This window comes from Paenibacillus sp. 1_12, assembly GCF_900114475.1.
Lineage (GTDB): Bacteria > Bacillota > Bacilli > Paenibacillales > NBRC-103111 > Paenibacillus_S.
In genome coordinates this window covers 73,244-94,302 of record NZ_FOTE01000006.1, presented here as the reverse complement: position 1 = coordinate 94,302, position 21,059 = coordinate 73,244, and the positions used below count along the sequence as shown (strand labels likewise).

Here is a 21,059-nt window from a genome sequence, read left to right as displayed (position 1 = left end):
TCATGAAGCAAACCTGGCTTGATCTACTGTTTGCCCATTGGCCAATTCCTTATGAACAGCTGCGGCCAATGGTCCCTCAGGAGCTTGAGCTGGAAGTATACGAGGGTTATGCGTGGATTGGTGTAGTTCCTTTTTCAATGAAAGGAATCAGGATGAGGGCAATGCCTGAAATTCCATACACCAATCAATTTGCCGAGCTTAATGTAAGGACATATGTAAAGGTTGGAGACAAGCCAGGTGTCTATTTTTTCAGTTTGGATGCAGCGAGCAAGATAGCCGTCGAAGCGGCAAGGCTATTGTTTTATCTGCCTTATTTCCATGCGGACATGCATGCCGAAAAGAACGGTGAGCAAATTAATTACAAAAGTGATCGTAAGGACAAGCGAGGTGCTCAGGTTGCTTTTGAAGGCAGCTATATGCCTGTATCGGCAGTTTTTAAAAGCACGAAGCAATCATTTGAGTACTGGCTCACAGAGAGGTACTGTTTGTACAGCATGAGTGCAAATCGTACGGTTTATCGCGGGGATATTCATCATCTGCCCTGGGAGCTGCAGCTTGCTGAAGCGGATATTAGGGCCAACACGATGACTATCGGTCAAGGGATTCAATGTGATGTAAGAAAACCCATGCTTCATTATGCCCAAAAATTGGACGTGCTTATATGGCCGCTAACAAAGGTCATATGAAAAAAAATAGGCAAGTTTATTTGCAAAAATATTTATATTAATTTACAATATAAGAATAGCTTATATATGAATTGAGTTATGTTTTCGTTTGAAGGTTGAGTGGGGGCCTGATCACAATTCATTTAGCAAACATGACAGGAGGAAACCAATTATGATTGATCATTCTTCTAAGCAAGGGATCCAACAGCATACCCAATTATCCAAAACAAAGCTGCTCATGAAAATACTTTTTATGACGCTCGGGTCTGCTTTGGTGGCTGTGGGACTGGAAATTTTTCTAGTTCCGAACAAAATCATTGATGGTGGCATTGTCGGTGTTTCAATTATTGCTTCGGCCTTATCAAGCTTGCCGCTCGGGGTTTATCTGGTTTTATTCAATTTACCTTTTCTGTATCTGGGCTATAAGCAAATCGGTAAAACATTCGCATTTTCAACTCTTTTTTCTGTAATTGTCATGTCTATCGGTACTTCACTACTTCATCCGGTGTCACCATTGACGATTGACCCGCTGCTTGCATCGGTATTTGGCGGGATTATCATAGGGGTCGGAGTCGGATTGGTTATTCGTTCAGGAGGGTCCCTGGATGGAACTGAAATTGTTGCTATTCTGGTTAGTAAAAAAAGCCCGTTCTCGGTTGGCGAAATTGTCATGTTCTTTAACTTATTTATACTGGCTAGTGCGGGCTTTGTATTCGGATGGGATCATGCCATGTATTCTTTGATGGCGTATTTTATCGCTTTTAAAATGATGGATATTATTATTGAGGGCTTTGACGAGTCCAAATCGGTGTGGATTATAAGCGAGAGTTATCAAGCTATCGGCGATATCATAACGGCGCGGCTCGGACGTGGTGTCACGTATCTAAATGGCGAGGGCGGCTTCACAGGTGATTCCAAGAGAATTATCTTTTGCGTAATCAACCGTTTGGAGGAAGCGAAGCTGAAATCGATTGTTGAAGAAGTTGATCAGCAAGCGTTTCTGGCGATTGGTAATATTCATGATGTTAAGGGTGGCAGATTCAATAAAAAAGATATTCATTAAAGAAGATTCCCATGGGCTTATGCCTGTGGGTTTTTTTTGTTAAAATAAGCTTAGTATTGTGCAAATAAAGGTGATGATTGTGAATTTATCTATGTGTGATGCAGTTCTATAATAGGTGGCAGAAGGTGAATCACGATAATTATGGATCTAATCATTTGTGGGAGGTTCAACCATGGAAAGTTTACAATTATTAACGGATGCACAGATGCGGCAGTTTGTTACGGAAGGTTATGTATTTTTGAAAGCGGATTTTGCAGATGAATTTCATTTGAAGCTGAGCGAGACATTGGATCAGGTTTACAAAGAGGAAGGGAATCCTGGAAATAATATATTGCCTCGTATTCCGGATTTGGCCAAAGTATTTGATCATCCGGTGATCCGGGGGGCGCTCAGCAGTGTGCTTGGTGAGGATTATATGATGCATCCCCACCGTCATGGACATTTTAACCGCAGTGCAGAAGCGGGTGGTTGGCACAAGGACAGTTACTGGGGACATTATAAAATGCGCAATCACCACCCTTGGTGGGCAATGATCTTCTATTATCCTCAAGAAGTAACGCTGGATATGGGGCCTACCGGAATTATGCCAGGTACACAATGCTATCAAACCCGTACATTTGTAGAGAATGAAACACAAGAAGAACGAAAAGCAACAGGCAGCGCTGGAACCTTTGCCCTGGTGCATTATGATATTTGGCATCGAGCTAATGCTAATATAGCCGGTAAGGACCGTTATATGCTTAAGTTCCAATTTATGCGGAGGCTTGCACCAACCAAAGCCAGTTGGGATCATAATGAAGAGGCTGAAGCTTGGGTGAATCCATCATCCTACACAGCTCCTATTTATGAGCATGAAGTCGTTTGGCGAAATACCTGGAATTGGTTGCTTGGAAAAGAGAACGATGCTGCAAACAATGAAGCTTCACAAGAGCAGCTTGCAGGCTGGATTAGCGAGTTAGAACATGAAGACAAGGCGATTCGTGTACGGGCAGCCGATCAATTAGGCTTGTCGGCTAACGGATCGAATGAGGTAATTACGGGCTTAACTCAAGCTCTGTATGATGACTTCGAGCCAGTGGCTTTGAACGCGGCATATGGATTGGCTCGTCATGGAGAAGCTGGAATCATTCAGTTACTTAAGGCGCTGCAAGATGAATCCATTCACGTATCGCGAGCTGCAGCTTATGGTGTATCGACTGCTGGCAAAGCCGCTGTAAATGGGCTTATAGATATTTTGGATAGTGAGGACATCAAAGCAGTTGGCGGCGCGGCATTTGCGCTTGGCGAGATAGGGGATGCAGCGGCTGTAGCGATACCGAGGCTAATGGATCTGATGCGTTCCGAGAATGAAATCATCCGTCGGAATACGGTTGAGGCCATTGGTCTCATCGGCAGTTCATCAGAGGAATCTGTCAAGGGACTAGAGCTTGGCATTCAGGATGCTGATGATCAAGTGCGATTTATGGCAGGGATGGCTCTGACCAAAATGGGATCAAAGGCACAAAATGCGATACCGGTTATTGCCCATGCTTTGAATGATGAGAACCGATATGTACGCGCGACAGCCGTTGATGCCTTATATAGTATGAATACGGATACCGCAAAGGATATTTTATTGAAATTTCTACGTGACTCCCGCTGGTGTGCGAGCACAACGCCGAATAGTACATTCTAGGACTAAGCACAGAACAGCGGATATTACGGATAGCCCCACTTGCTTCATGGCAGGTAGGGCTATTTTGTGTGAAAAGGTTTGCCATCATCAACTATAATGCATTCACTTGCTATTGTGTCAGTAAGTATGATATATTCTAATACGGTCAAAGGAATATGTAAGCGCAGCGCTTGTCATTAAGCTTGGACTGATGGAACAGTTGCTCCTCGTAATTATTGTGAATAAGCGGTCGTGGTGGAACGGCAGACACGCTATCTTGAGGGGGTAGTGTCCCATGGACGTGCGGGTTCAAATCCCGCCGACCGCATTACTGTAAGGCTTCTTCTATGAAAGACCATTTTCTTTTCGGAACATTAAAATTCTGATAAGGAAGTGGTTTTTTGTTTTTATTATTTAACTTTTATAATGGCTAACCTTGTGCTCTTATCGACGTCATAGTATATTATAATTAGAGTTCTAACTGTGAGGAGTTAATATGAAATGTTGGATAAACTTTCTATAATGTCTCGTATAGGTGTCAATTTCCTAACCTGGCAGCGATATTTACAAAAGCAGCTTGTACCTTATCAAATTACATTAAAGCAGCAGTACGTACTTCGAAACCTAGAAAATAAAACATTTCTAAATCCTTCTCAAATTGCCGAGATACTTTACTGTGACCGTCCTACAGCAACCGTCATTATTAATAATATGGAGCGGCAGCGCTGGATTAGAAAGGGGAAGGACCCCCATAATGGGAAAATGGTCCATATCGGAATTACTGAGGAGGGTCGAAATAAGCTGGCATCCTTGAAGCTAGCTTTACAATCGGAGGATGAGTTTGATCCTCTATCATGTTTTACAGAGGAAGAAAAACAACAGCTGGGCATGCTGCTAAACAAGATGTCCGATCATTTGCAACACATAAAGCATAAATCTGAGTAGTTTTTTTGTATTATAATTAGAATTCTAATTTATTGTAGTAGAGAAAATAGTTCATGGGCAACCGGCAATCGTAACCGAGTTCATGAATATAAAAGGAGAACATATATAATCATCAATACAGAGCCTTAGACTATCCGAACATCTTCTTTCTAAGCTTGCGTCCTCTAGCTAATAAAAAGATCCTATCCGGGTTCGGATAGGATCGATTCTTTGCTGCATGATGACATTAGCGTTCATTTATTATTGAGCAGCAACGATCGGCTCTCTAACGATTTTTACTTCATAGAATGAAATTTTGTTGGAAACGATATATTCCGGAATTTCTCTGCCGTGTGCATGCGACTCCTTGAAGGCGTCACTTTTAGTCCAGGCGTGGAAATCGTCTTTTTTCTCCCAACGTGTAACAACCGTAACCTCGTCGTGTTCTTTCGTATTTTCAGTAAGAAGCACTTCAAGCCCCAAAAATCCGCTCATGTACTCTACTTTTCCTACCTTGTCAAAACGTTCGATTAGCTTGTGGGCGTTACCTTTAGTAATTTGCGATGTGTTAGTAATAATAATCATATTATAGCCTCCTAGGATTGGATAAAGTTTTTAAAGGGATAATGACGGGATAATCGTCTTCGAATCTAACTTTTGCATGCACATTATAAATTTTCTCCAAAAAATGCGACGAGATAATGTCGGTCGGTTTTCCCGTTTCCACGACAACTCCATTTTTCATAGCAATGATGTAGTCGCAATAGTGGGCAGCTTGCTGGAGATCATGAAGCACCATAACGATGGTTATATTGTATTCCCTGTTGATCGTTTGAAGCATTTCCATTACATCCAGCTGGTGGGCAATGTCCAGAAATGTGGTGGGCTCATCCAGTAAAATAATCGTTGTTTTTTGCGCCAATGCCATGGCAATACGTGCTTTTTGCTGCTCACCTCCAGATAAAGTATGGAACATTCGGTCCTCATGCTTTTTGGTGCCGGTCGTTTGCATGGCCCAGTCTACAATCCCGTGATCCTCATCGGTCATGCGGTCAAATAATCGTTTGTACGGGGCTCTGCCGTAAGCGACAAGCTCTTTGACTGTCATTTCGGGAAGTCCGTTTTTCGACTGGGTAAGCATGGCTAGGGTTTGAGCCATTTCGGCAGATTTGTATGTATGTGCAGGTTTGCCGTTTACTGTGACAGTTCCCGAATCCGCATCAAGCAGCCGGGTCATGATTTTCAACAGTGTCGATTTGCCAGATCCGTTTGGTCCAACGATGGCTGTAACGTTTCCTTTCGGAATCGACACACTAATATGCTGCAGCCGAAAGGCGCCAACATTAAGCTGGATTTGTTCTGTTTGGATTGCCGACATTATACGATTCTCCGTTTCTTAAGCAAATATAAAAAGAACGGGGCACCCAAGCAGGCAAGTAAAATACCGACAGGCAGCTCAAGCGGATCAAACCACGAACGGGCAATCGTATCTGATAGCACGACAAGTGCAGCTCCTCCCAGCATGGACAATGGCAGCAAATAACGATAATCCTCTCCAGTAAGCAGGCGGATAGCATGAGGGACCACGAGACCTACAAAGCCGATAAGACCTGCAACACTAACGGCGATACCAGCTAAAAAAGCAGCCAGCAGGATCAGAAGGACTCTATGCAGCTCAATTTTCATACCGAGCAGCTTTGCTGAATCGTCCCCCAACAGCAGCAGGTTTGCTGATTTGATAGTCAGCAGCGACAACAAGAGTCCGATGATCGCATAAGGGGCCATAAATTCAAGATGGTGCCAGCTTCGTCCGCTGAGTCCTCCTGCCAGCCAAGGCAGAACAGCCTGAACGCGATCACTGTAAAAAACCATAATCCCGTTCATCACAGCCCCAATTAGTGCATTAATTGCTACACCCGCCAAAATAATTTTTAGGGGTGAGGCACCTTTATCCCAAGCCAGACCGTAAATGAGCAATGCTGCCACAAACGATCCAAGGAAGGCAAAAGGAGGCAGCAAATAACTGAACTGCGGCAGTACGATCATGGTGATGACAGCTGCCAAGCCACCGCCAGCAGAGACGCCAATTATTCCTGGATCAGCCAATGGATTTCTCATCACGCCCTGCAGTAAAGCACCGGATACGGCCAGACAAGCGCCAGTCAAAATACCGATTATTACACGGGGCAGTCTAAGATTCATAATGATTTTTTCATGAAGCGGTTGCCCGCTGTTTGTAAATACCGCCCAGATGTCCCGAAACGAGATGGGTACTGAGCCATAGGTCAAGCCGTAGAAGGACACGATGACTAGCAATGCGGGAATCAAGATCATGACCAGCTTTCTTCTGGAGCTTCGCTGCTGTTGATTCATCGTTGTCACTTCACGGCCTGCAGCCGTTTGCTCATCAAGTCAAGCGCATCGACGACTTTTGTGCCTGGATTAGTACCAAACAGGTCTACAGGGAGTATTTCGATATGGTTGTTCTTAACGGCTTCAAGACTGCTCCAAGCTGCATTTTGCTGCATTTCTTTCATAAATCCATCCTTTACTTTCTCCGGGCTTCCATGGGTCATGATCACGATCAACTGCGGATTTGATTTCAAAATTTTCTCAGTATTCAACTGTGCATACTGGGGAAAATTGTCGAGCTTGGGATAGTCGGCAGCAATATTCTCGCCACCAGCAGATACAAGGATGTCACCACTCAAAGAATTGTTAAGGGCAGCCATATAGGTTCCGGGTGCTCCATACACCATGAGTACCCTTGGCTTCACCGAACTTTGAGTGCTTTGGAGCTCCTGCAATTTTTGATCAATGGCTTTAGTTAGCTCACTAGCCTTGTCTTCCTTCTGCAACAGCTGACCAAACAGGACAATTTGCTTTTTGATGTCTTCAATTGAATTTGCGCTGGTCAATACCATTTTGGAGCCAAGGCCCTCAACGGCAGGTATATCCTTGGTATTCAACGGATGATTACCCAGAACGACTTCTGGGCTGAGGAAAGCGATCTTTTCCAGATCAATCCCGTGTGTTGAGCCAACCTGTTCTACACCTTTGGCAGCTTCTAGTGTTACAGGAGCTGTTGCGGTTGGGCGTCCTACCAGCTTTCCACCTAGTGCATAGACGATATCCATTTCTCCGTTTGCCAGAGCAACGATATTTTGAGGCACACTGGAGAAGGTTATGCTGCGATCGGCAAAATCCCGAATGGAGATGGAACCCGCATATGCGCCTGCTGCAGATCCAGAACCGGGGTAGGGAGTTGGTGCACAGGCTGTTAGCCCGTTAAGAGCAGCAGCGAGTACAAGCAGCAGCAACGGTTTTCTCATAAAAAAAGCGTCCTCCTATTCAAGATTTATAGCACAGTTTTGTAACATAGGATAACGAGTAGTGTTGCCCGTTTTCTAAGAGAATGATAATCAATCTCATTGATAATGTCAATCAATTTATGTAAATGAGTTCCAAATAAAATTTCTCAATTGTCGATTGACAACGGAGAGCGTATTAAGCTATCATCGAGATTGTATTATTTTGCCTCAGTTATCATATCGTGAATATATGAGTAATCTAGGAGGCTGATGCCATCAATTCAAACCTGATAAACCGAATATTTCGGTTATTTTTTTGAGATTAAATTGATAATGATTATCGGTATCAGTCGTTTGAATCTGCAGCTTAAGGTTTAAATATTTACATTTTTGTTATCGAGAAGGAGAGTAGATTGTGAAAACAAGTTGGCGATTGCAAATCGTATGCTTTACAGTTCTTAGTTTGTTGATGTTGTTTAGTCTGCCTAAAGCTGAGGCTGCACTGGCGGATGGTACATACACATTGAATTACACCGTAACCAAAGCAGAGAATGATTCCGCATCCATGGCAAATGATTACTTCGAGAAGCCAGCAACCGTATACGTGAAAAATGGGCAGGCCGAGATGCAGCTTGTCATCAATCACAGCAAATGGGTGACACAGTTTAAGGTACAGAACAATACAAGCTTTACGGATGCGAAAATCATCAGTAGTGACAGTGTCGAAGACAAGAGAGTAGCTCGTTTTCAAGTAGCTGACTTGTCCAAGCCCATCATTTCGAAAATCCATGTCACCGTCGAATCAATCGATTATGATCATGACTATACAATTCGGTTTTTGGTTGATGAGAAGAGTATCAGAAGTACAACAGAGCAACCTTCTTTCGCCAATGTTGATACTTCCAACAACAAAAGTCCGGCAGTCACTGCACCAAGCACCAGCTCTAACGATGCATCCAAGTCAGTGACAACGACACCGAAGTCACCAGCAGTCCAAGCGTCCGCCAAGGAAGTGTCCAATAAATCAGCAGAAACTGGTGATCCAACAGCCTCTCGTAGTAAAATTGCAAATCCTCAGACTGGAGACACGGCCCCTGTTATTTTGTTGACGGTACTGCTGTTATTGTCAGCTTTATATCTTGGCTACACTGTGAAAACAAGAAAATCCGGCAGGTAAATAAACAAAAAAATATATTGACATTATATTTTAAATATGTATAAAATTGGGTTGTCGATGGACGCTGTACACGTTATCGACGGCTTGAGCCCAAAGAGGTACCTGCTTATAACGCGGTAATCAAGTACCTTAGTCGCAGAAGTTTTTTTTTACATCTTTGTTGATAATGATTATCATTATCCTTAAACTTACTTTTCTGTGGCATCCATAATTGCACTCAGGAAGGGAGGAACAAAGTCAGATTTTCATAGTAAATCAACCGTCGTCGTCACTCCATTCGTTGCAATTTGCATACTAAAACAAATTATCTAAGGGAGTGTTTACTAATGATGAAATCCATGAAAAAATCGGCCTTGTTGATGTTAGCGCTTTTCGTACTAGTGTTTGCTCTAGCGGTTCCTGCTTTCGCAGCTGCTGATAACTATCAATTCGTAGATGGATCCGGAACTCCATCCTCACATGCTAATTCATTCACTTCCGATGCAGTTATTACCGGATCGACTGTTAAGGTTTCCTACGATAGCTCTTTGGTTACAGGCTTGAAAGTAAACAATGGCTCTGGCTTCGTTACAGTTACTCCTGACACATCAGTATCAGGTGTTATTTCGTTCACACTTACTGTTTCTAGTTTCTCAACAAATCTACCTGTGAAGCTTGGAGTTAATGCAGGTCCTCATAGTGGCGATTTGGATTTGTTTATTGAGTGGTTGTAAGACTGATACAGTAGCTAATTAATAGCTGATAACCGTGTAAGGTAACGGGTAAAGAATGGCTTGCATGTTTTTGGGGCCATTCTTTATTCATGAGATTATCTATTTATTTAAGAAGCAAAAATCTTGAACTATTTCAGAAAATGGATTTTTTCGCGTTTATGCCGGTAGGAGCAAGAACCACATAGATTGACTTAAGGAGAGTAATTGAATTGACTAAACTATTTAAGAAAACAATGGCGATGTTGATTGCCTTCGTATTATTGCTATCTACAATACATATAGGACCCGTTTCGGTGGCGAACGCTTCGACAACAGTTGCTGATGGTGAGTACCCGATTTCCTACCGATATGTCAAGAACGGTACGTGGGAAACCTCAGCAGCTAACTATTTTATGATCAAAGACACAGGTAAATTAATTGTTAGTAATGGCAAGGCGAAGCTGGAGCATGAGATTAAGAAGACGGACTATACCACCTTTGCGTTCTTTGGTTCGCGTATTGCAGGTAAGGATAAGGCAGTCATCAAAGAAGATACAGGTAAAGTACCCGTTGTTACCGGTATGGAAGGATATCAACCTGTAACAACCAAGCAGGCCAGTGATGTTAACAATATCATTGTACAGGTCGATGTTGAGGATATCGGGAAAGTACAGGATATTTTAATGCATATCGATGACAAGGAAAATATTTTTAATCTAAACCCCACGTATAACTACTGGTATAACGTGGGATTGGAATTAGATATCAGCAAACTCTCAACAACAACTACCGGAGCCGTTGTTGACAAGGAAAGCTTAAGACGATTGATTGATGAAGCTGAAGCGTTTAAAGCAGCAGCTATTATAGCCGGAACAGCAGAAGGGCAAGGAAACACGGTAGCATCTGATGGGGAATACGAGGATAGTGTTATTAATAGCAACCTTAAGAGTAGGATTGATAATGCTAAAACCGTCAGAGATAAAGCGAATGCTAGCGCTGATGAGGTGATTGCTGGATATAACACGTTAAAAGATCAAATTGGTATTGCAAAAGCACAACAATACCATGCTTCGACACCAACCAATATCATTGTTCTCGATACGCTTGGTGCAACCGCTACCCGTTCAGTTTATTCTAACGAGTTTAAGCAAACAGCGGTTCTGCTGGAACAAAATGTAGCACCCTATTACAAGACCTTGGCTAATATTACCTTTGTAAATCCTGTGGGCGAGGTTAAGATATTACGCACTCAGCCTAATGCAGCAGGATTATTTGGAACAAATAATACAATTGATGATACGAAGTTGGTAAGCAAAAGTACTGATGTGAATAATAAGACTTATCAACTCTATACTAGATATCCTAGTGCCGATGATACAATATGGCAAGGCTTTTCATCGTTCAATTACACGGTTAACAGTGTTACTAAAAATGTCTATATCAGCTACAACGCTGACCAGCTTACAGCTCTTAATGCTAATATCACGGCTGCCAGGCAGCTAGTTAATACCGCAGTGACTGGCACTGCAATGGGACAATATCCAGCAAGCGCCAAAACTAAGCTGCAGCAGGCCATCGGGGTTGCTGAACTTGTCGGGAACAACCTTGCAGCTCAGAGACCACAAATCTTAAAAGCTACATCCGTTCTGCAAACAGCAGTCGATGCGTTCAAAGCCAGCGCTGTGCATACGGTATATTTCTCAGCCGTACATGCAACCAATAACGCTTTTTCGACCATAGAGAGCTATTTTATGAATCCCTCCACCTTGACAACCGAGGAAGACGGCTCAACCTATGTAACGGTAACGATCAAGAACAGTATGACTGTACCGGAATTCAAGATTAAGCAAAACGGTGAATTTGTGGAAACGACCCTTGTAAGCGCGGATGCAGCGACTAATACGAGGAAAGTCAAATTCAAAGCAGATAATTTGTCCACGCTTCTGGACGCCAAGGTGCGTGCGGTAGTGCCGGCACAAAATTATGACCAGACCCACAGTATTCGTTTGAACTTTAATAATGTAGATAATAGTGCATTATCGCAAGCTATAACTGCTGCTTCCGCTTTTAATAAAACAGCAGTAGCAGGTACGGCGCCAGGCCAGTATCCGGCAGTGGCCAAAGCTGCTATTCAGTCAGCCATCGATGCTGCCAGTGCAGAAGCGTCCAACATAACAGGTACACAGGCGCAGACAGCAACGGCGCTGTTGTCATTGCAGCAAGCCTTGACGAAGTTCAAAGCATCGGTGATTCCTACCCCGGCTCAATTGGCGGATGGCGACTATCCAATCAATTATACGATTTATAAAAAAGGTACTAATGAGAACTCCGTCATGTTCGATTATGTAGATAAGATAAGCGGGAAATTAACCGTTGCTGGCGACAAAAGATATGTTTCCTTTACTTTAAAGCAAAGCACTGAGATCACCTCGTTCAAAACCGAGAAGAATGGTGTCTTAACAGAAACGGAAATCGTGAGGTTCGATCCCACGAACAATACTCGGACTATCAAATTTGAAGTGAATAAAGACCTGACCAAGAGAATAAACGGTTGGGTAAAAATTTACTGGCAGGTAAGTCCAACATTCTTGTATGACAATGAGTACGATGTTGAAATCGGGTTCACGGATGTTTCTCCAGCTGGCCCACTCAATACGTTGATTGCCAGCATTCAGACCGCTCATGATGCTGCGATAGAGGGAAGCGCGGTTGGACAATATCCTTTAGGCTCGAAAGCTGCGCTGTTGCTGTCGATTAATCAAGCCAAGCAAGTGGCAGCGAATCCGGCATCCACACAGCAGCAGTTAAATGATGCGAAAACTGCGCTTCAAAGTGCATTTGACAGCTTCCTTGCATCGGTAGTAGCTGCAAACGCCAGCTTGCCGGATGGGGATTACAACATGACCTATAAGATCTACAAACAAGGAACCGATGAGGCTTCGGTTATGTACGATTATGTAGACAAGAATAGCGGCAAGCTGACGATAAAGAACGGTAAAGCGTACGCTTCGTTCCAGTTGAACCAGAGTGCGGAAATTCTCAACTTCCAGACGAAACAAAATGGAAAATTGATCGAAGCTGCAGCGGTAAGCAGTGACGCAACAGCGAATACAAGAGTTGTGCAATTCGAAATGGCTGATTTGACTAAGCGGCTGGACGGCTGGGTGAAAATTTACTGGCAGGTGACTCCATCCTTCCTCTATGACCATGATTACGATGTGGAAATCGGGATCACGAGTATTACCATCGACTTGAAAAAGCCGGTAAACGATGGTCAATACAGCTTTGCATTTTCAGCCGTCTCAGATAATCCCGCAGCGGTGCCAATCAGCAATTTTGTGGAAAATGCGGGCAGTCTGAGGGTACAAAACGGTAAGCAAACGGCAACCTTTATATTAAAAAGTGGAGTAACCGCCAAAAAAATAACGCAGCTCAATGCAGATGGTTCTTTCAAAAAGGAACTAACACCTCAATATGCAGCAAAACAGTCGGGTGTTGTGAAGGTATTGGCTAATGCAACGACGAGCAGCCTTAAGCTGGAAGTAGACGATTTGACTTCGATTTATGCCATCACACTGGCGGCTGCTGATGGAACGGAAACGAACTATAAGCTGCAGTTCAGCAGTGTTTCTCCAGTAGGAGCGATTACACCGGACACGTCGAATCCAGCTAATCCTGGAACTGGCGGTACTGGTGGGAATGGCGGTACAGGTGGAACCGGTGGAGTTGGCGGCATTACCCAGCCGAGCACAATTGCCGACGGGAAATATACGATCAACTATAAGATTTTGAAATATGAAACCGATCAACGTTCGGTAATGCAGGATTACGTCATAACGCCTGGATTGTTGACTGTTCAGAACGGCAGACAATATTTCGCTTTTACACTCAAGCAGAGCAAGGAGATTACCTCGTTTAAAGTGGACAGCGGTGGATCATTGTCTGATGCTACTGTAGTTGGCAGGGATGACGCTAACAATACTCGCGTTGTGCAGTTCGATGTGAAGGACTTGTCATCCAAGCAAAAAGCTTGGGTGAAAATCGACTGGGCGGAAATGAATTACTTTCATGAATATGATATCGATATTGCTTTTGATAAATCGAGCATGACGAAGGTTAGTGCGGATACGGTGCTTGGTGGTGCTGGTGGTTCTGCTGTTGCAACACTCAAAGATGGGGAGTACGATCTTGATTTCTCCGTGCTGCAGTATAAAAGTAACCTGGATTCCAAATATGACAATATGGTTGCTCATCCTGCCAAGCTTATAGTCAAGGGAGACACAAAAAGTATTAAGCTGACGATAGCCAAGGATAAGCTGGTTGATGATTTTAAGGTGGAGGCGGAAAAAGCGGTTTCTAACGCATCCGGTACAGAAACGACCATTCAAAATGTACTTCAATCTGCAACGATTGTAAGTAAAGACGAATCGGCTGACACGCGAATCATCAGCTTTGAACCTAAGGATTTGACTGCGCCTATCCATGCTCAGCTTGCTATCGTTGTGCCTCCATCCGAGGAGGATCTGCAGAAGCATCAGGAAGAACTGGATAAAGCAAAAAACTCGAACGATGACTATATCCCGATGCTGCAGAAGAAGCTGGATAAGATTGATATCCACCTTGTATTCTATATCGATGCACTCGCTGGCAAAACAAGCACACAGCCAGGGAATCAAGCTCCAACGGACTCAGCGGGTGGCAATCCGGCTGTTGGTTCCAGCTTTGGCGATCTTGAAAACCATTGGTCGAAGGCAGCGGTAGAGCGTGCCATTTCCCTTGGTATTGTCAATGGTTATGAGGATGGAAGCTTCCGCCCTAATGGTGAAATCAGCCGTGCGGAGTTTACTGTGATGATTGGCCGTACACTTAAGTTGGAAGGAAGCGGTACGAAGCTTGATTTCGCGGATCTCGATAACGTTCCTACATGGGCAAAGCCTTATCTAGAGCAGGCTGTTGAAGCAGGAATTATTAGCAGCTATGAGGACCGTACATTCCGGGCAGACCGCAAAATCACGCGATCCGAAATTGCAGTCATGGTTGCACGTGCATTAAAGCTTCCTCTTGACACCAACGAAACTTCGACATTTGCCGATGCTCAGAATATTCCAGGATGGGCCTCAGCCTCGGTTGCGGCTGCTGCCAAGAAAGGAATTATTAACGGCAGGGACAACAATATGTTCGCTCCACAGGACAGAGCGACAAGGGCAGAAGCTGTCACGTTAATTTTGGCGCTGATTGACCATGCCGAGTAAATCAAAGTCATACTGAAAAACTGGCAGTAAACAAACGGGGATACCGGAAAACCGGTGTCCTCGTGATTTTTGAACTGTGGGCGAGTTTGCATCCGTTCTATAGCAGGAAAGGGAGAAGGATCGAAATGCATAGAATAATAAGCACTGCGCTAATCGCATTAGTATTGCTTATAACCGCAGGTTGTACACGTGAAACCATGCCAGAGGCTAAGGTTGGGGAAGCCCAATCATCATCTGCATACCGTGTTATTGCAACGACTGTGGCGGCAACAGAAATGATGGATGCACTTGGCGTCGATTTGGTTGGCATACCGAAGAGCTATAAAAACCTGCCCAAACGGTATGAACGCGTTACCCAGATAGGCAATCCAATGAGTCCCAATATGGAAATCGTTAAATCGCTTGATCCTACTGAGGTTCTCTCAGTCACGACACTTGAATATGATTTGGCGCCTGTGTTTAAAAATGCAGGGGTTGGTGCCAATTTTTTGGATTTGACCAGCGTTGATAAAATGAACAATGAAATACTGGCACTCGGGAACAAATATGATCGTAAGACGCAAGCTGAAGCATTGATCGCCAAGTTTAACGATAAGCTTGCTGCTGTCAGGAAACAAACAGAAGGCAAGAAGCAGCCTTCCGTTCTCATATTACTGGGCGTGCCGGGCAGCTACCTTGTTGCTACCGAGCATTCCTATATCGGTGACCTTGTTAGACTAGCGGGTGGCCAAAATATTGTTCAGGGAGAGAAAGTTGAATATCTGGCTTCCAACACCGAATATTTGCAGAAGGCCAATCCTGATGTTATTTTGCGTGCAGCACACGGACTGCCGGAAGAAGTGGTGATTATGTTTGACAAGGAATTTAAGAAAAATGATATTTGGAAGCATTTTGAAGCCGTAAAAACGAACAGAGTGTATGATCTACCTGAGGAATTGTTTGGCACCACCGGAAATTTGGCTGCAGTTCAAGCGCTTGACGTCTTGATGCCAATGCTATACCCGTGAATTCAAATGTATTGATTTTGCCTAAAAAGGAAGTTGGAAATGAACAAAGCATGGTGGAGTATGATTGCTGTCGTCATTTTACTTGTAACGGTGGCCCTTGTATCGGCGACTACCGGAAGTATCAAGGTGGGCAGTTTAGAACTGATACAGGGCTTATTTAGCGGAACAAATAAAAGTGTACAGATTATTAAAGACCTGCGTTTACCGCGAATCATTATCGCAATATTTGTTGGGGCGGCCCTTGCCGTATCCGGTGTGCTGCTGCAAGCAGTCATGCGAAGTCCTCTAGCCGATGCCGGCGTTATTGGTATTTCTTCGGGAGCGGGCGTCATATCGCTGTTATTTGTAACACTGTTCCCTCAGTTTTTTTATTGGCTGCCTTTGGCTGCTTTTATAGGAGGAGCGATCGCTTGTTTTCTTGTATATTCACTTTCCTGGAAATCGGGTTTAACACCGATTCGTATTATTCTGGTCGGCATTGCAGTAAATGCGACTTTTACAGGTCTGGGACAGTCGTTCAATTATAGAGGCAGCTATGCCGTTACTAGCATTAATCAGGCTACCACATCCGTATTTGCGATGAAAACATGGGGAGATGTACAAATTATGGTCATTTATGGGTCGATTGGGCTGGTGTTGTCAATTCTGCTATATTCTTGGTGCAATTTACTTTCGCTGCAGGACAAATCGGCTCAAAACCTTGGACTTAACGTAACGAGAGCAAGATTGCTCATTTCAGTCGTAGCGGTCATACTGGCGGCTGTCGCAACGGCGATCGGCGGTTTAATCGCTTTCGTTGGCTTACTTATTCCGCATATCGCCAGATTGCTGGTAGGCTCTGATCACAAGCTGCTGATTCCATTTTCGGCGTTGGCAGGTGCACTGCTCATCTTATCGGCTGATACTCTTGGGCGTACCTTATTGGCGCCTTCGGAAATTCCAGCATCCATTATTATGACCGTAATCGGTGGACCTTTTTTAATATTTTTACTGAGAAAGAGTGAGCGTACTCATGGACATTAAAGAGGTCACATTTTCTTACGACAAAAAAAACGATCAGTTGAAATCCGTGAGCAGTAGCATTGAAATCGGAAAAATCACAACGATTATCGGGACGAATGGGTGCGGTAAGTCGACACTGCTCGGTATCATGTCTAACAACCATAAGCCCCGCAGCGGGAACGTGATTCTGGACGGTAAGCTTATTAACACATACAAACCAAAGGAACTGGCTAGAAAACTCGCAGTTGTGCATCAACATAATGATGCTCCGTCAGATCTTACCATCGAGAAGCTTGTAGGCTTTGGACGCCTACCCCATAAAAGTATGTTTTCTCCCCATTCGGAGGAGGATACAGAAGCGGTTTTACAGGCATTAACCCGCACGAACCTGTTAGCCAAGCGAAATTTGACCATTGATCAATTATCGGGTGGAGAAAGGCAGCGGGTATGGATAGCAATGTCGCTCGCGCAAAATACGCCATTTTTGTTTCTCGATGAGCCAACGACCTATATGGACATTTATTACCAATTTGAGGTGCTGAATCTGATCAAAAGCCTGAATGTAGACTATGGATTGACGATCGTCATGGTGCTGCATGATATTAATCAAGCAATTCGTTACAGCGACAGTATCATCGTCATGCAGGACGGCCAAATTGTATTAAAGGGTAAACCTTCGGAGGTGATTTCTGTAGAGACGATCAAACAAATCTATGGCGTGGATGTCATCGTTAGGGAGGACAAAGATACCGGGTTGTATATGGTGCCGCTCGGCATTTGAGAAGGTGGCGCTGAGATATGTACAAAACGGTTTTTCGCATGCTGAGAACGGAGAATGTTCATAGAACGCTGACTGTGCTGAGCTTGATCGTGTTTGTTATTTGCCTGATTGCATTGGGACGCATCTTCATCGGTTATTGGGAGCAGGAGAAGTTGGCTTCGCAAGCCAGGCAACTCTATTACCAGCAAAGTGCTGTGAACCACGCTGCATTGGAGGATGATCGGATCGAAGCGGCTGTAAATGAAGTGTCTGCTCCTGGGATACGTACCGCTTTCCAGGGATTGCTGGCTATAAATTCCGACATCGTGGGCTGGTTAAATATAGCAGGGACAACGATTGATGATCCAATCGTCCAGGCACAGGACAACGATTACTATTTGTCCCGCAATTTTAAAAAGGAAGATTCGAGAGCGGGCAGCATTTTTATGGATTTCCGCAATACGGCAGAGATGCCCAACATGAACACCATATTGTATGGACACCGCATGAAAAACGGCTCCATGTTCGGAGCTTTAAAGGCTTATGGTGACCGTGATTTTTTCAATAATCACCGTACATTTCGTTACGATACTTTGTACAAGAGCTATGATATCGAAATTTTTTCCTTCTATTACACGACGACGGATTTTAATTATATTGAAACGGCTTTTTCTGGCGATACCGATTACTTGTCATTTTTGCATAACGTCCAGAATAAATCGATGTTCAAAACGGACATCGTGCTGAACGAACGTGAACCTATTCTTACTTTGTCTACCTGTGATTACACGCTGGATCCCGTGGAGGGTAGGCTTGTCATTCATGGAATTTTGAGAGAACGATACATTTAATAGCTACGAGGAGTGTTGAAATATGAGTCAATCGATAAAAAAGGTTATGTATGGAATGTGCATCGCATCGATGCTGGCAGCGGCGATTCCAGGTGTGAACTTTCCAGATACGGTCACAAACGGTAAAGCTTTTGCTGCTGAAGTTGGCACGGGAGTAAGCGCAAGCACTATTAAAGATGGCAGCTATAAGATTCCATATATAATTAAGAAATTTGGTACGGAGCAGCCGTCGGTGATGCAGGACTACATTATAACTCCGGGTACCTTAACGGCTGCTGGTGGCAAATTGTATATGACGGTGACGCTGAAGCAGGGGAAACAAATCACTGCATTCAAAGTGGAGAACAATGGCGTGCTGAAGGATGCCGAGGTTGTAGGTACGAATGAAGCGAAAAATACACGAGATGTGCGGTTCGAGGTTGTTGATCTGTCGAAAAAGCTGAAGGCCTGGGTTAAAATCGATTGGGCGGAGGTCAATTATTTTCATGAATACGACATTGAGATTTCGATTGATAAAGACAACGCCAAGCTGATCGAAGGAAATTCCGCTTCATCAGGTAAAGTTGATGCACCTGCTGGTACAGCTCCAATTGATCAGAAGCCGATAACTGATACCAACAAACCTAAGGAAGGCGAACAAGCGGGGACAAAATCGGGATCCGATCCTAAACCAACAAGCAGCGAACAACCCACGAACAAGCCAGCATTAAGCGATATAGCCGGACATTGGGCGCAGGTTTCAATTGAACAGGCAGTATCTCTAGGGATTGCAAGCGGTTATGAAGACGGATCTTTTCATCCTGACGGGGAAATCAGTCGCTCTGAGTTTGCTGTATTGCTCGCACGTGCCCTGAAATTGGAAGGGAAAAAGGCGGAGCTCCAATTCTCCGATAATGCTCAGATTCCGGAATGGTCCCGGGCATATCTGGAGCAGGCTCTCGGAGCTGGCATTATCGGCAGCTATGAGGATAATACGTTTCGTCCTAACCGTAATATTGTCCGCTCTGAAATTGCTGTTTTGATCGTTCGTGCGCTGGGGTTAAAGCCAGATTCTAACCAGAAATTGGATTTTGCTGATGAAAGCGATATTCCCAAATGGGCATATGCAGAAGTAGCCACCGCTTTTCAGAAAGGCATCATCAGCGGACGAGGCAACAATCGTTATGCACCTAACGCAGGAGCTACCAGAGCAGAGGCTGTGACACTTTTATTAGCGATCAGCAAGCTTAAATAAGTTAATAATAAATCAACTCCCAAAGCCGATGGCTGCCTCCATGGGTACAGAAAAAAGCCATAATATCTACATATTTGTAGAGAATATGGCTTTTTTCTGTTAAATAGAGCTCATATCCAGAATCGCTGTTTGACTTAATTTTCGTGTTTTACGATTGATGGAAAGCAGTGCACAGAAAATTCAAACAATTTACTATACATTCTTTAATTTCTCTTATTATGAGATGAATCTCTGTAATCCAACTATAAACAAATGTAATAAAGCTGCTGATGCTGGGAAGAATTTCAAATCTAGATTGCATCCTATTGAGTGTTTCTTATATACTAGTGTAAGTTTGAAACGGTTTCTTTTATGAGTTCAGGGGGAATGTACATGATACAGGTTGACGAAAGAAGAAGGAAGCAGCTTGCCTATACGGGTATTACAGAGAATGACCTAACCTTTTTGAAAAGTCAAAAAGAACATTTTCAGGCTATTGTCGAAATTGTCGTAGATAAATTGTATGAACAAGTGAATCAACAACCAGAGCTCGTGAAAATAATTAATGCCAACAGCACGATTGAGCGTCTTAAGCAAACTCAGAGATGGTATTTTTTATCCATGGTCGAAGGGGTTATTGATACAGAATTTATCGAGAAAAGAATACATATTGGTAAAATCCACTCAAGAATTGGATTGACGACCGACTGGTATTTGGGTACTTATATGCTTTATCTGGATATTGCAGTTAATAATTTTAAAGTTGTTGCTCCAGATCAGTGGATGCAAATCATATTATCCCTTTCCAAGATGTTCAACTTTGATTCCCAGCTCGTATTGGAAGCTTATGAAGCAGATGAAAAGCAGAAGATCCAAGAGCTTTCCGACGATAGACAATCAACAATTGTTAAGGTGAATAAAGCAGTCCAAGAGCTTGCAACGATGATCGTGGAGCTGAGCGAAAGCAGCTTGTCCGTATCGAATTCAGCTAATTTAAGTGCGGAGATTCAGGATCATGCATTGAATAAAGTTGAACAGCTTCAGGTCAAGATTGGTGAAATTCATGCGGTTGGCGGCTTGCTTCAAGAGGTTTCGGATCAGACTCATTTGCTCGGGCTTAATGCTGCTATCGAGGCAGCTCATGCCGGCGAACATGGTAAAGGATTTGGCGTGGTGGCCAATGAGATTCGCAAGCTTGCGGCACATTCCAAAGACTCGCTGGATTTGATCAAAGGGACTCTTGAGGATATATCCCATGTTTTGAATGAAGTGATGCAGGATACACAGCAAACCTCAGCTCAAGCGCGCGATCAGGCAGCAGTTTCCGAGGAGTTAAACTCTTTTGTCAATATGATCGAAGCGGTGACGCTCGAACTGGAGAACGGTATTTAATAACTCTACTTAGAGGTTATTGTCTATACAACGAAAAAAGCCAACCTTCACAGGCTGGCTTTTGTTATAATGATAGGACAATCAGCAACACAGCAC

At 43.8% G+C, this 21,059-nt stretch carries 17 protein-coding genes and 1 tRNA gene; 14 read left to right on the top strand and 4 right to left on the bottom strand.

Annotated elements, in window-relative coordinates:
- Nucleotides 1–2: 2 nt before the first annotated feature.
- The 5 genes from BM210_RS15045 (at nucleotide 3) to BM210_RS15025 (ending at nucleotide 4,327) form a co-directional block, all read left to right on the top strand.
- A complete protein-coding gene (locus BM210_RS15045) occupies nucleotides 3–686 on the top strand; it encodes a YqjF family protein (protein ID WP_256223677.1) in 684 nt (227 codons plus the stop codon).
- A gap of 217 nt (nucleotides 687–903) precedes the next feature.
- Nucleotides 904–1,728, top strand: a complete 825-nt coding sequence (locus tag BM210_RS15040) for a YitT family protein (protein ID WP_371263486.1) — start codon at nucleotides 904–906, stop codon at nucleotides 1,726–1,728.
- A gap of 172 nt (nucleotides 1,729–1,900) precedes the next feature.
- Entirely contained in the window at nucleotides 1,901–3,403 is a 1,503-nt protein-coding gene (locus BM210_RS15035; protein ID WP_091169627.1) for a HEAT repeat domain-containing protein, read from the top strand.
- A gap of 225 nt (nucleotides 3,404–3,628) precedes the next feature.
- Nucleotides 3,629–3,710: transfer RNA gene (locus BM210_RS15030), tRNA-Leu, on the top strand.
- A 173-nt stretch (nucleotides 3,711–3,883) separates the two neighbouring features.
- On the top strand, nucleotides 3,884–4,327 hold the full coding sequence (locus tag BM210_RS15025; RefSeq protein WP_091169624.1) for a MarR family winged helix-turn-helix transcriptional regulator: 444 nt from the start codon (nucleotides 3,884–3,886) through the stop codon (nucleotides 4,325–4,327).
- 240 nt (nucleotides 4,328–4,567) lie between these two features.
- On the opposite strand, the gene isdG is transcribed toward BM210_RS15025, so the two are convergent.
- The 4 genes from isdG to BM210_RS15005 are packed head-to-tail and all read right to left on the bottom strand — an operon-like array spanning nucleotide 4,568 to nucleotide 7,638.
- The gene (isdG, locus tag BM210_RS15020; protein WP_091169621.1) at nucleotides 4,568–4,891 is read right to left on the bottom strand and encodes a heme oxygenase; all 324 of its coding nucleotides are present in this window, start codon (nucleotides 4,889–4,891) and stop codon (nucleotides 4,568–4,570) included.
- A 1-nt stretch (nucleotide 4,892) separates the two neighbouring features.
- Nucleotides 4,893–5,684: an ABC transporter ATP-binding protein gene (locus tag BM210_RS15015; RefSeq protein ID WP_091169619.1), complete on the bottom strand. Its 792-nt coding sequence runs from the start codon at nucleotides 5,682–5,684 to the stop codon at nucleotides 4,893–4,895.
- Entirely contained in the window at nucleotides 5,684–6,679 is a 996-nt protein-coding gene (locus BM210_RS15010; protein WP_091170272.1) for a FecCD family ABC transporter permease, read from the bottom strand. Before BM210_RS15010 ends, BM210_RS15015 begins: the two co-directional genes overlap by 1 nt.
- 5 nt (nucleotides 6,680–6,684) lie before the next feature.
- Complete coding sequence (locus BM210_RS15005) at nucleotides 6,685–7,638, bottom strand: ABC transporter substrate-binding protein (RefSeq protein WP_091169616.1); 954 nt, start codon at nucleotides 7,636–7,638, stop codon at nucleotides 6,685–6,687.
- A gap of 394 nt (nucleotides 7,639–8,032) precedes the next feature.
- Here BM210_RS15005 and isdC point away from each other — a divergent pair, with 394 nt between their 5' ends.
- The 9 genes from isdC (at nucleotide 8,033) to BM210_RS14960 (ending at nucleotide 20,963) form a co-directional block, all read left to right on the top strand.
- Complete coding sequence (gene isdC / locus BM210_RS15000) at nucleotides 8,033–8,794, top strand: heme uptake protein IsdC (protein ID WP_091169613.1); 762 nt, start codon at nucleotides 8,033–8,035, stop codon at nucleotides 8,792–8,794.
- A 326-nt stretch (nucleotides 8,795–9,120) separates the two neighbouring features.
- Nucleotides 9,121–9,507, top strand: coding sequence for a hypothetical protein (locus BM210_RS14995; protein WP_091169611.1), 387 nt, complete (start codon nucleotides 9,121–9,123; stop codon nucleotides 9,505–9,507).
- A gap of 209 nt (nucleotides 9,508–9,716) precedes the next feature.
- The gene (locus BM210_RS14990) at nucleotides 9,717–14,738 is read left to right on the top strand and encodes an NEAT domain-containing protein (protein WP_091169609.1); all 5,022 of its coding nucleotides are present in this window, start codon (nucleotides 9,717–9,719) and stop codon (nucleotides 14,736–14,738) included.
- Between the two features lie 125 nt (nucleotides 14,739–14,863).
- On the top strand, nucleotides 14,864–15,745 hold the full coding sequence (isdE, locus tag BM210_RS14985) for a heme ABC transporter substrate-binding protein IsdE (RefSeq protein WP_091169607.1): 882 nt from the start codon (nucleotides 14,864–14,866) through the stop codon (nucleotides 15,743–15,745).
- Between the two features lie 39 nt (nucleotides 15,746–15,784).
- Entirely contained in the window at nucleotides 15,785–16,768 is a 984-nt protein-coding gene (locus BM210_RS14980) for a FecCD family ABC transporter permease (RefSeq protein ID WP_091169604.1), read from the top strand.
- A complete protein-coding gene (locus BM210_RS14975; RefSeq protein WP_091169602.1) occupies nucleotides 16,758–17,528 on the top strand; it encodes an ABC transporter ATP-binding protein in 771 nt (256 codons plus the stop codon). The genes BM210_RS14980 and BM210_RS14975 overlap by 11 nt, the downstream gene beginning before the upstream one ends.
- 17 nt (nucleotides 17,529–17,545) lie before the next feature.
- On the top strand, nucleotides 17,546–18,358 hold the full coding sequence (gene srtB, locus BM210_RS14970; RefSeq protein ID WP_256223630.1) for a class B sortase: 813 nt from the start codon (nucleotides 17,546–17,548) through the stop codon (nucleotides 18,356–18,358).
- A 22-nt stretch (nucleotides 18,359–18,380) separates the two neighbouring features.
- A complete protein-coding gene (locus BM210_RS14965; RefSeq protein ID WP_091169599.1) occupies nucleotides 18,381–19,592 on the top strand; it encodes an S-layer homology domain-containing protein in 1,212 nt (403 codons plus the stop codon).
- Between the two features lie 372 nt (nucleotides 19,593–19,964).
- Nucleotides 19,965–20,963: a globin-coupled sensor protein gene (locus BM210_RS14960; protein WP_091169596.1), complete on the top strand. Its 999-nt coding sequence runs from the start codon at nucleotides 19,965–19,967 to the stop codon at nucleotides 20,961–20,963.
- Nucleotides 20,964–21,059 lie beyond the last annotated feature (96 nt).

Coding starts and splice junctions, on each gene's coding strand:
- BM210_RS15025 (WP_091169624.1), top strand. CDS start 3,884: ATGTTGGATAAACTTTCTATAATGTCTCGTATAGGTGTCAATTTCCTA.
- BM210_RS14975 (WP_091169602.1), top strand. CDS start 16,758: ATGGACATTAAAGAGGTCACATTTTCTTACGACAAAAAAAACGATCAG.
- BM210_RS15040 (WP_371263486.1), top strand. CDS start 904: ATGAAAATACTTTTTATGACGCTCGGGTCTGCTTTGGTGGCTGTGGGA.
- isdE (WP_091169607.1), top strand. CDS start 14,864: ATGCATAGAATAATAAGCACTGCGCTAATCGCATTAGTATTGCTTATA.
- BM210_RS14995 (WP_091169611.1), top strand. CDS start 9,121: ATGATGAAATCCATGAAAAAATCGGCCTTGTTGATGTTAGCGCTTTTC.
- BM210_RS14960 (WP_091169596.1), top strand. CDS start 19,965: ATGATACAGGTTGACGAAAGAAGAAGGAAGCAGCTTGCCTATACGGGT.
- BM210_RS15005 (WP_091169616.1), bottom strand. CDS start 7,638: ATGAGAAAACCGTTGCTGCTGCTTGTACTCGCTGCTGCTCTTAACGGG.
- BM210_RS14980 (WP_091169604.1), top strand. CDS start 15,785: ATGAACAAAGCATGGTGGAGTATGATTGCTGTCGTCATTTTACTTGTA.
- BM210_RS15045 (WP_256223677.1), top strand. CDS start 3: ATGAAGCAAACCTGGCTTGATCTACTGTTTGCCCATTGGCCAATTCCT.
- isdG (WP_091169621.1), bottom strand. CDS start 4,891: ATGATTATTATTACTAACACATCGCAAATTACTAAAGGTAACGCCCAC.
- BM210_RS15035 (WP_091169627.1), top strand. CDS start 1,901: ATGGAAAGTTTACAATTATTAACGGATGCACAGATGCGGCAGTTTGTT.
- BM210_RS14965 (WP_091169599.1), top strand. CDS start 18,381: ATGAGTCAATCGATAAAAAAGGTTATGTATGGAATGTGCATCGCATCG.
- srtB (WP_256223630.1), top strand. CDS start 17,546: ATGTACAAAACGGTTTTTCGCATGCTGAGAACGGAGAATGTTCATAGA.
- BM210_RS15010 (WP_091170272.1), bottom strand. CDS start 6,679: ATGAATCAACAGCAGCGAAGCTCCAGAAGAAAGCTGGTCATGATCTTG.
- BM210_RS15015 (WP_091169619.1), bottom strand. CDS start 5,684: ATGTCGGCAATCCAAACAGAACAAATCCAGCTTAATGTTGGCGCCTTT.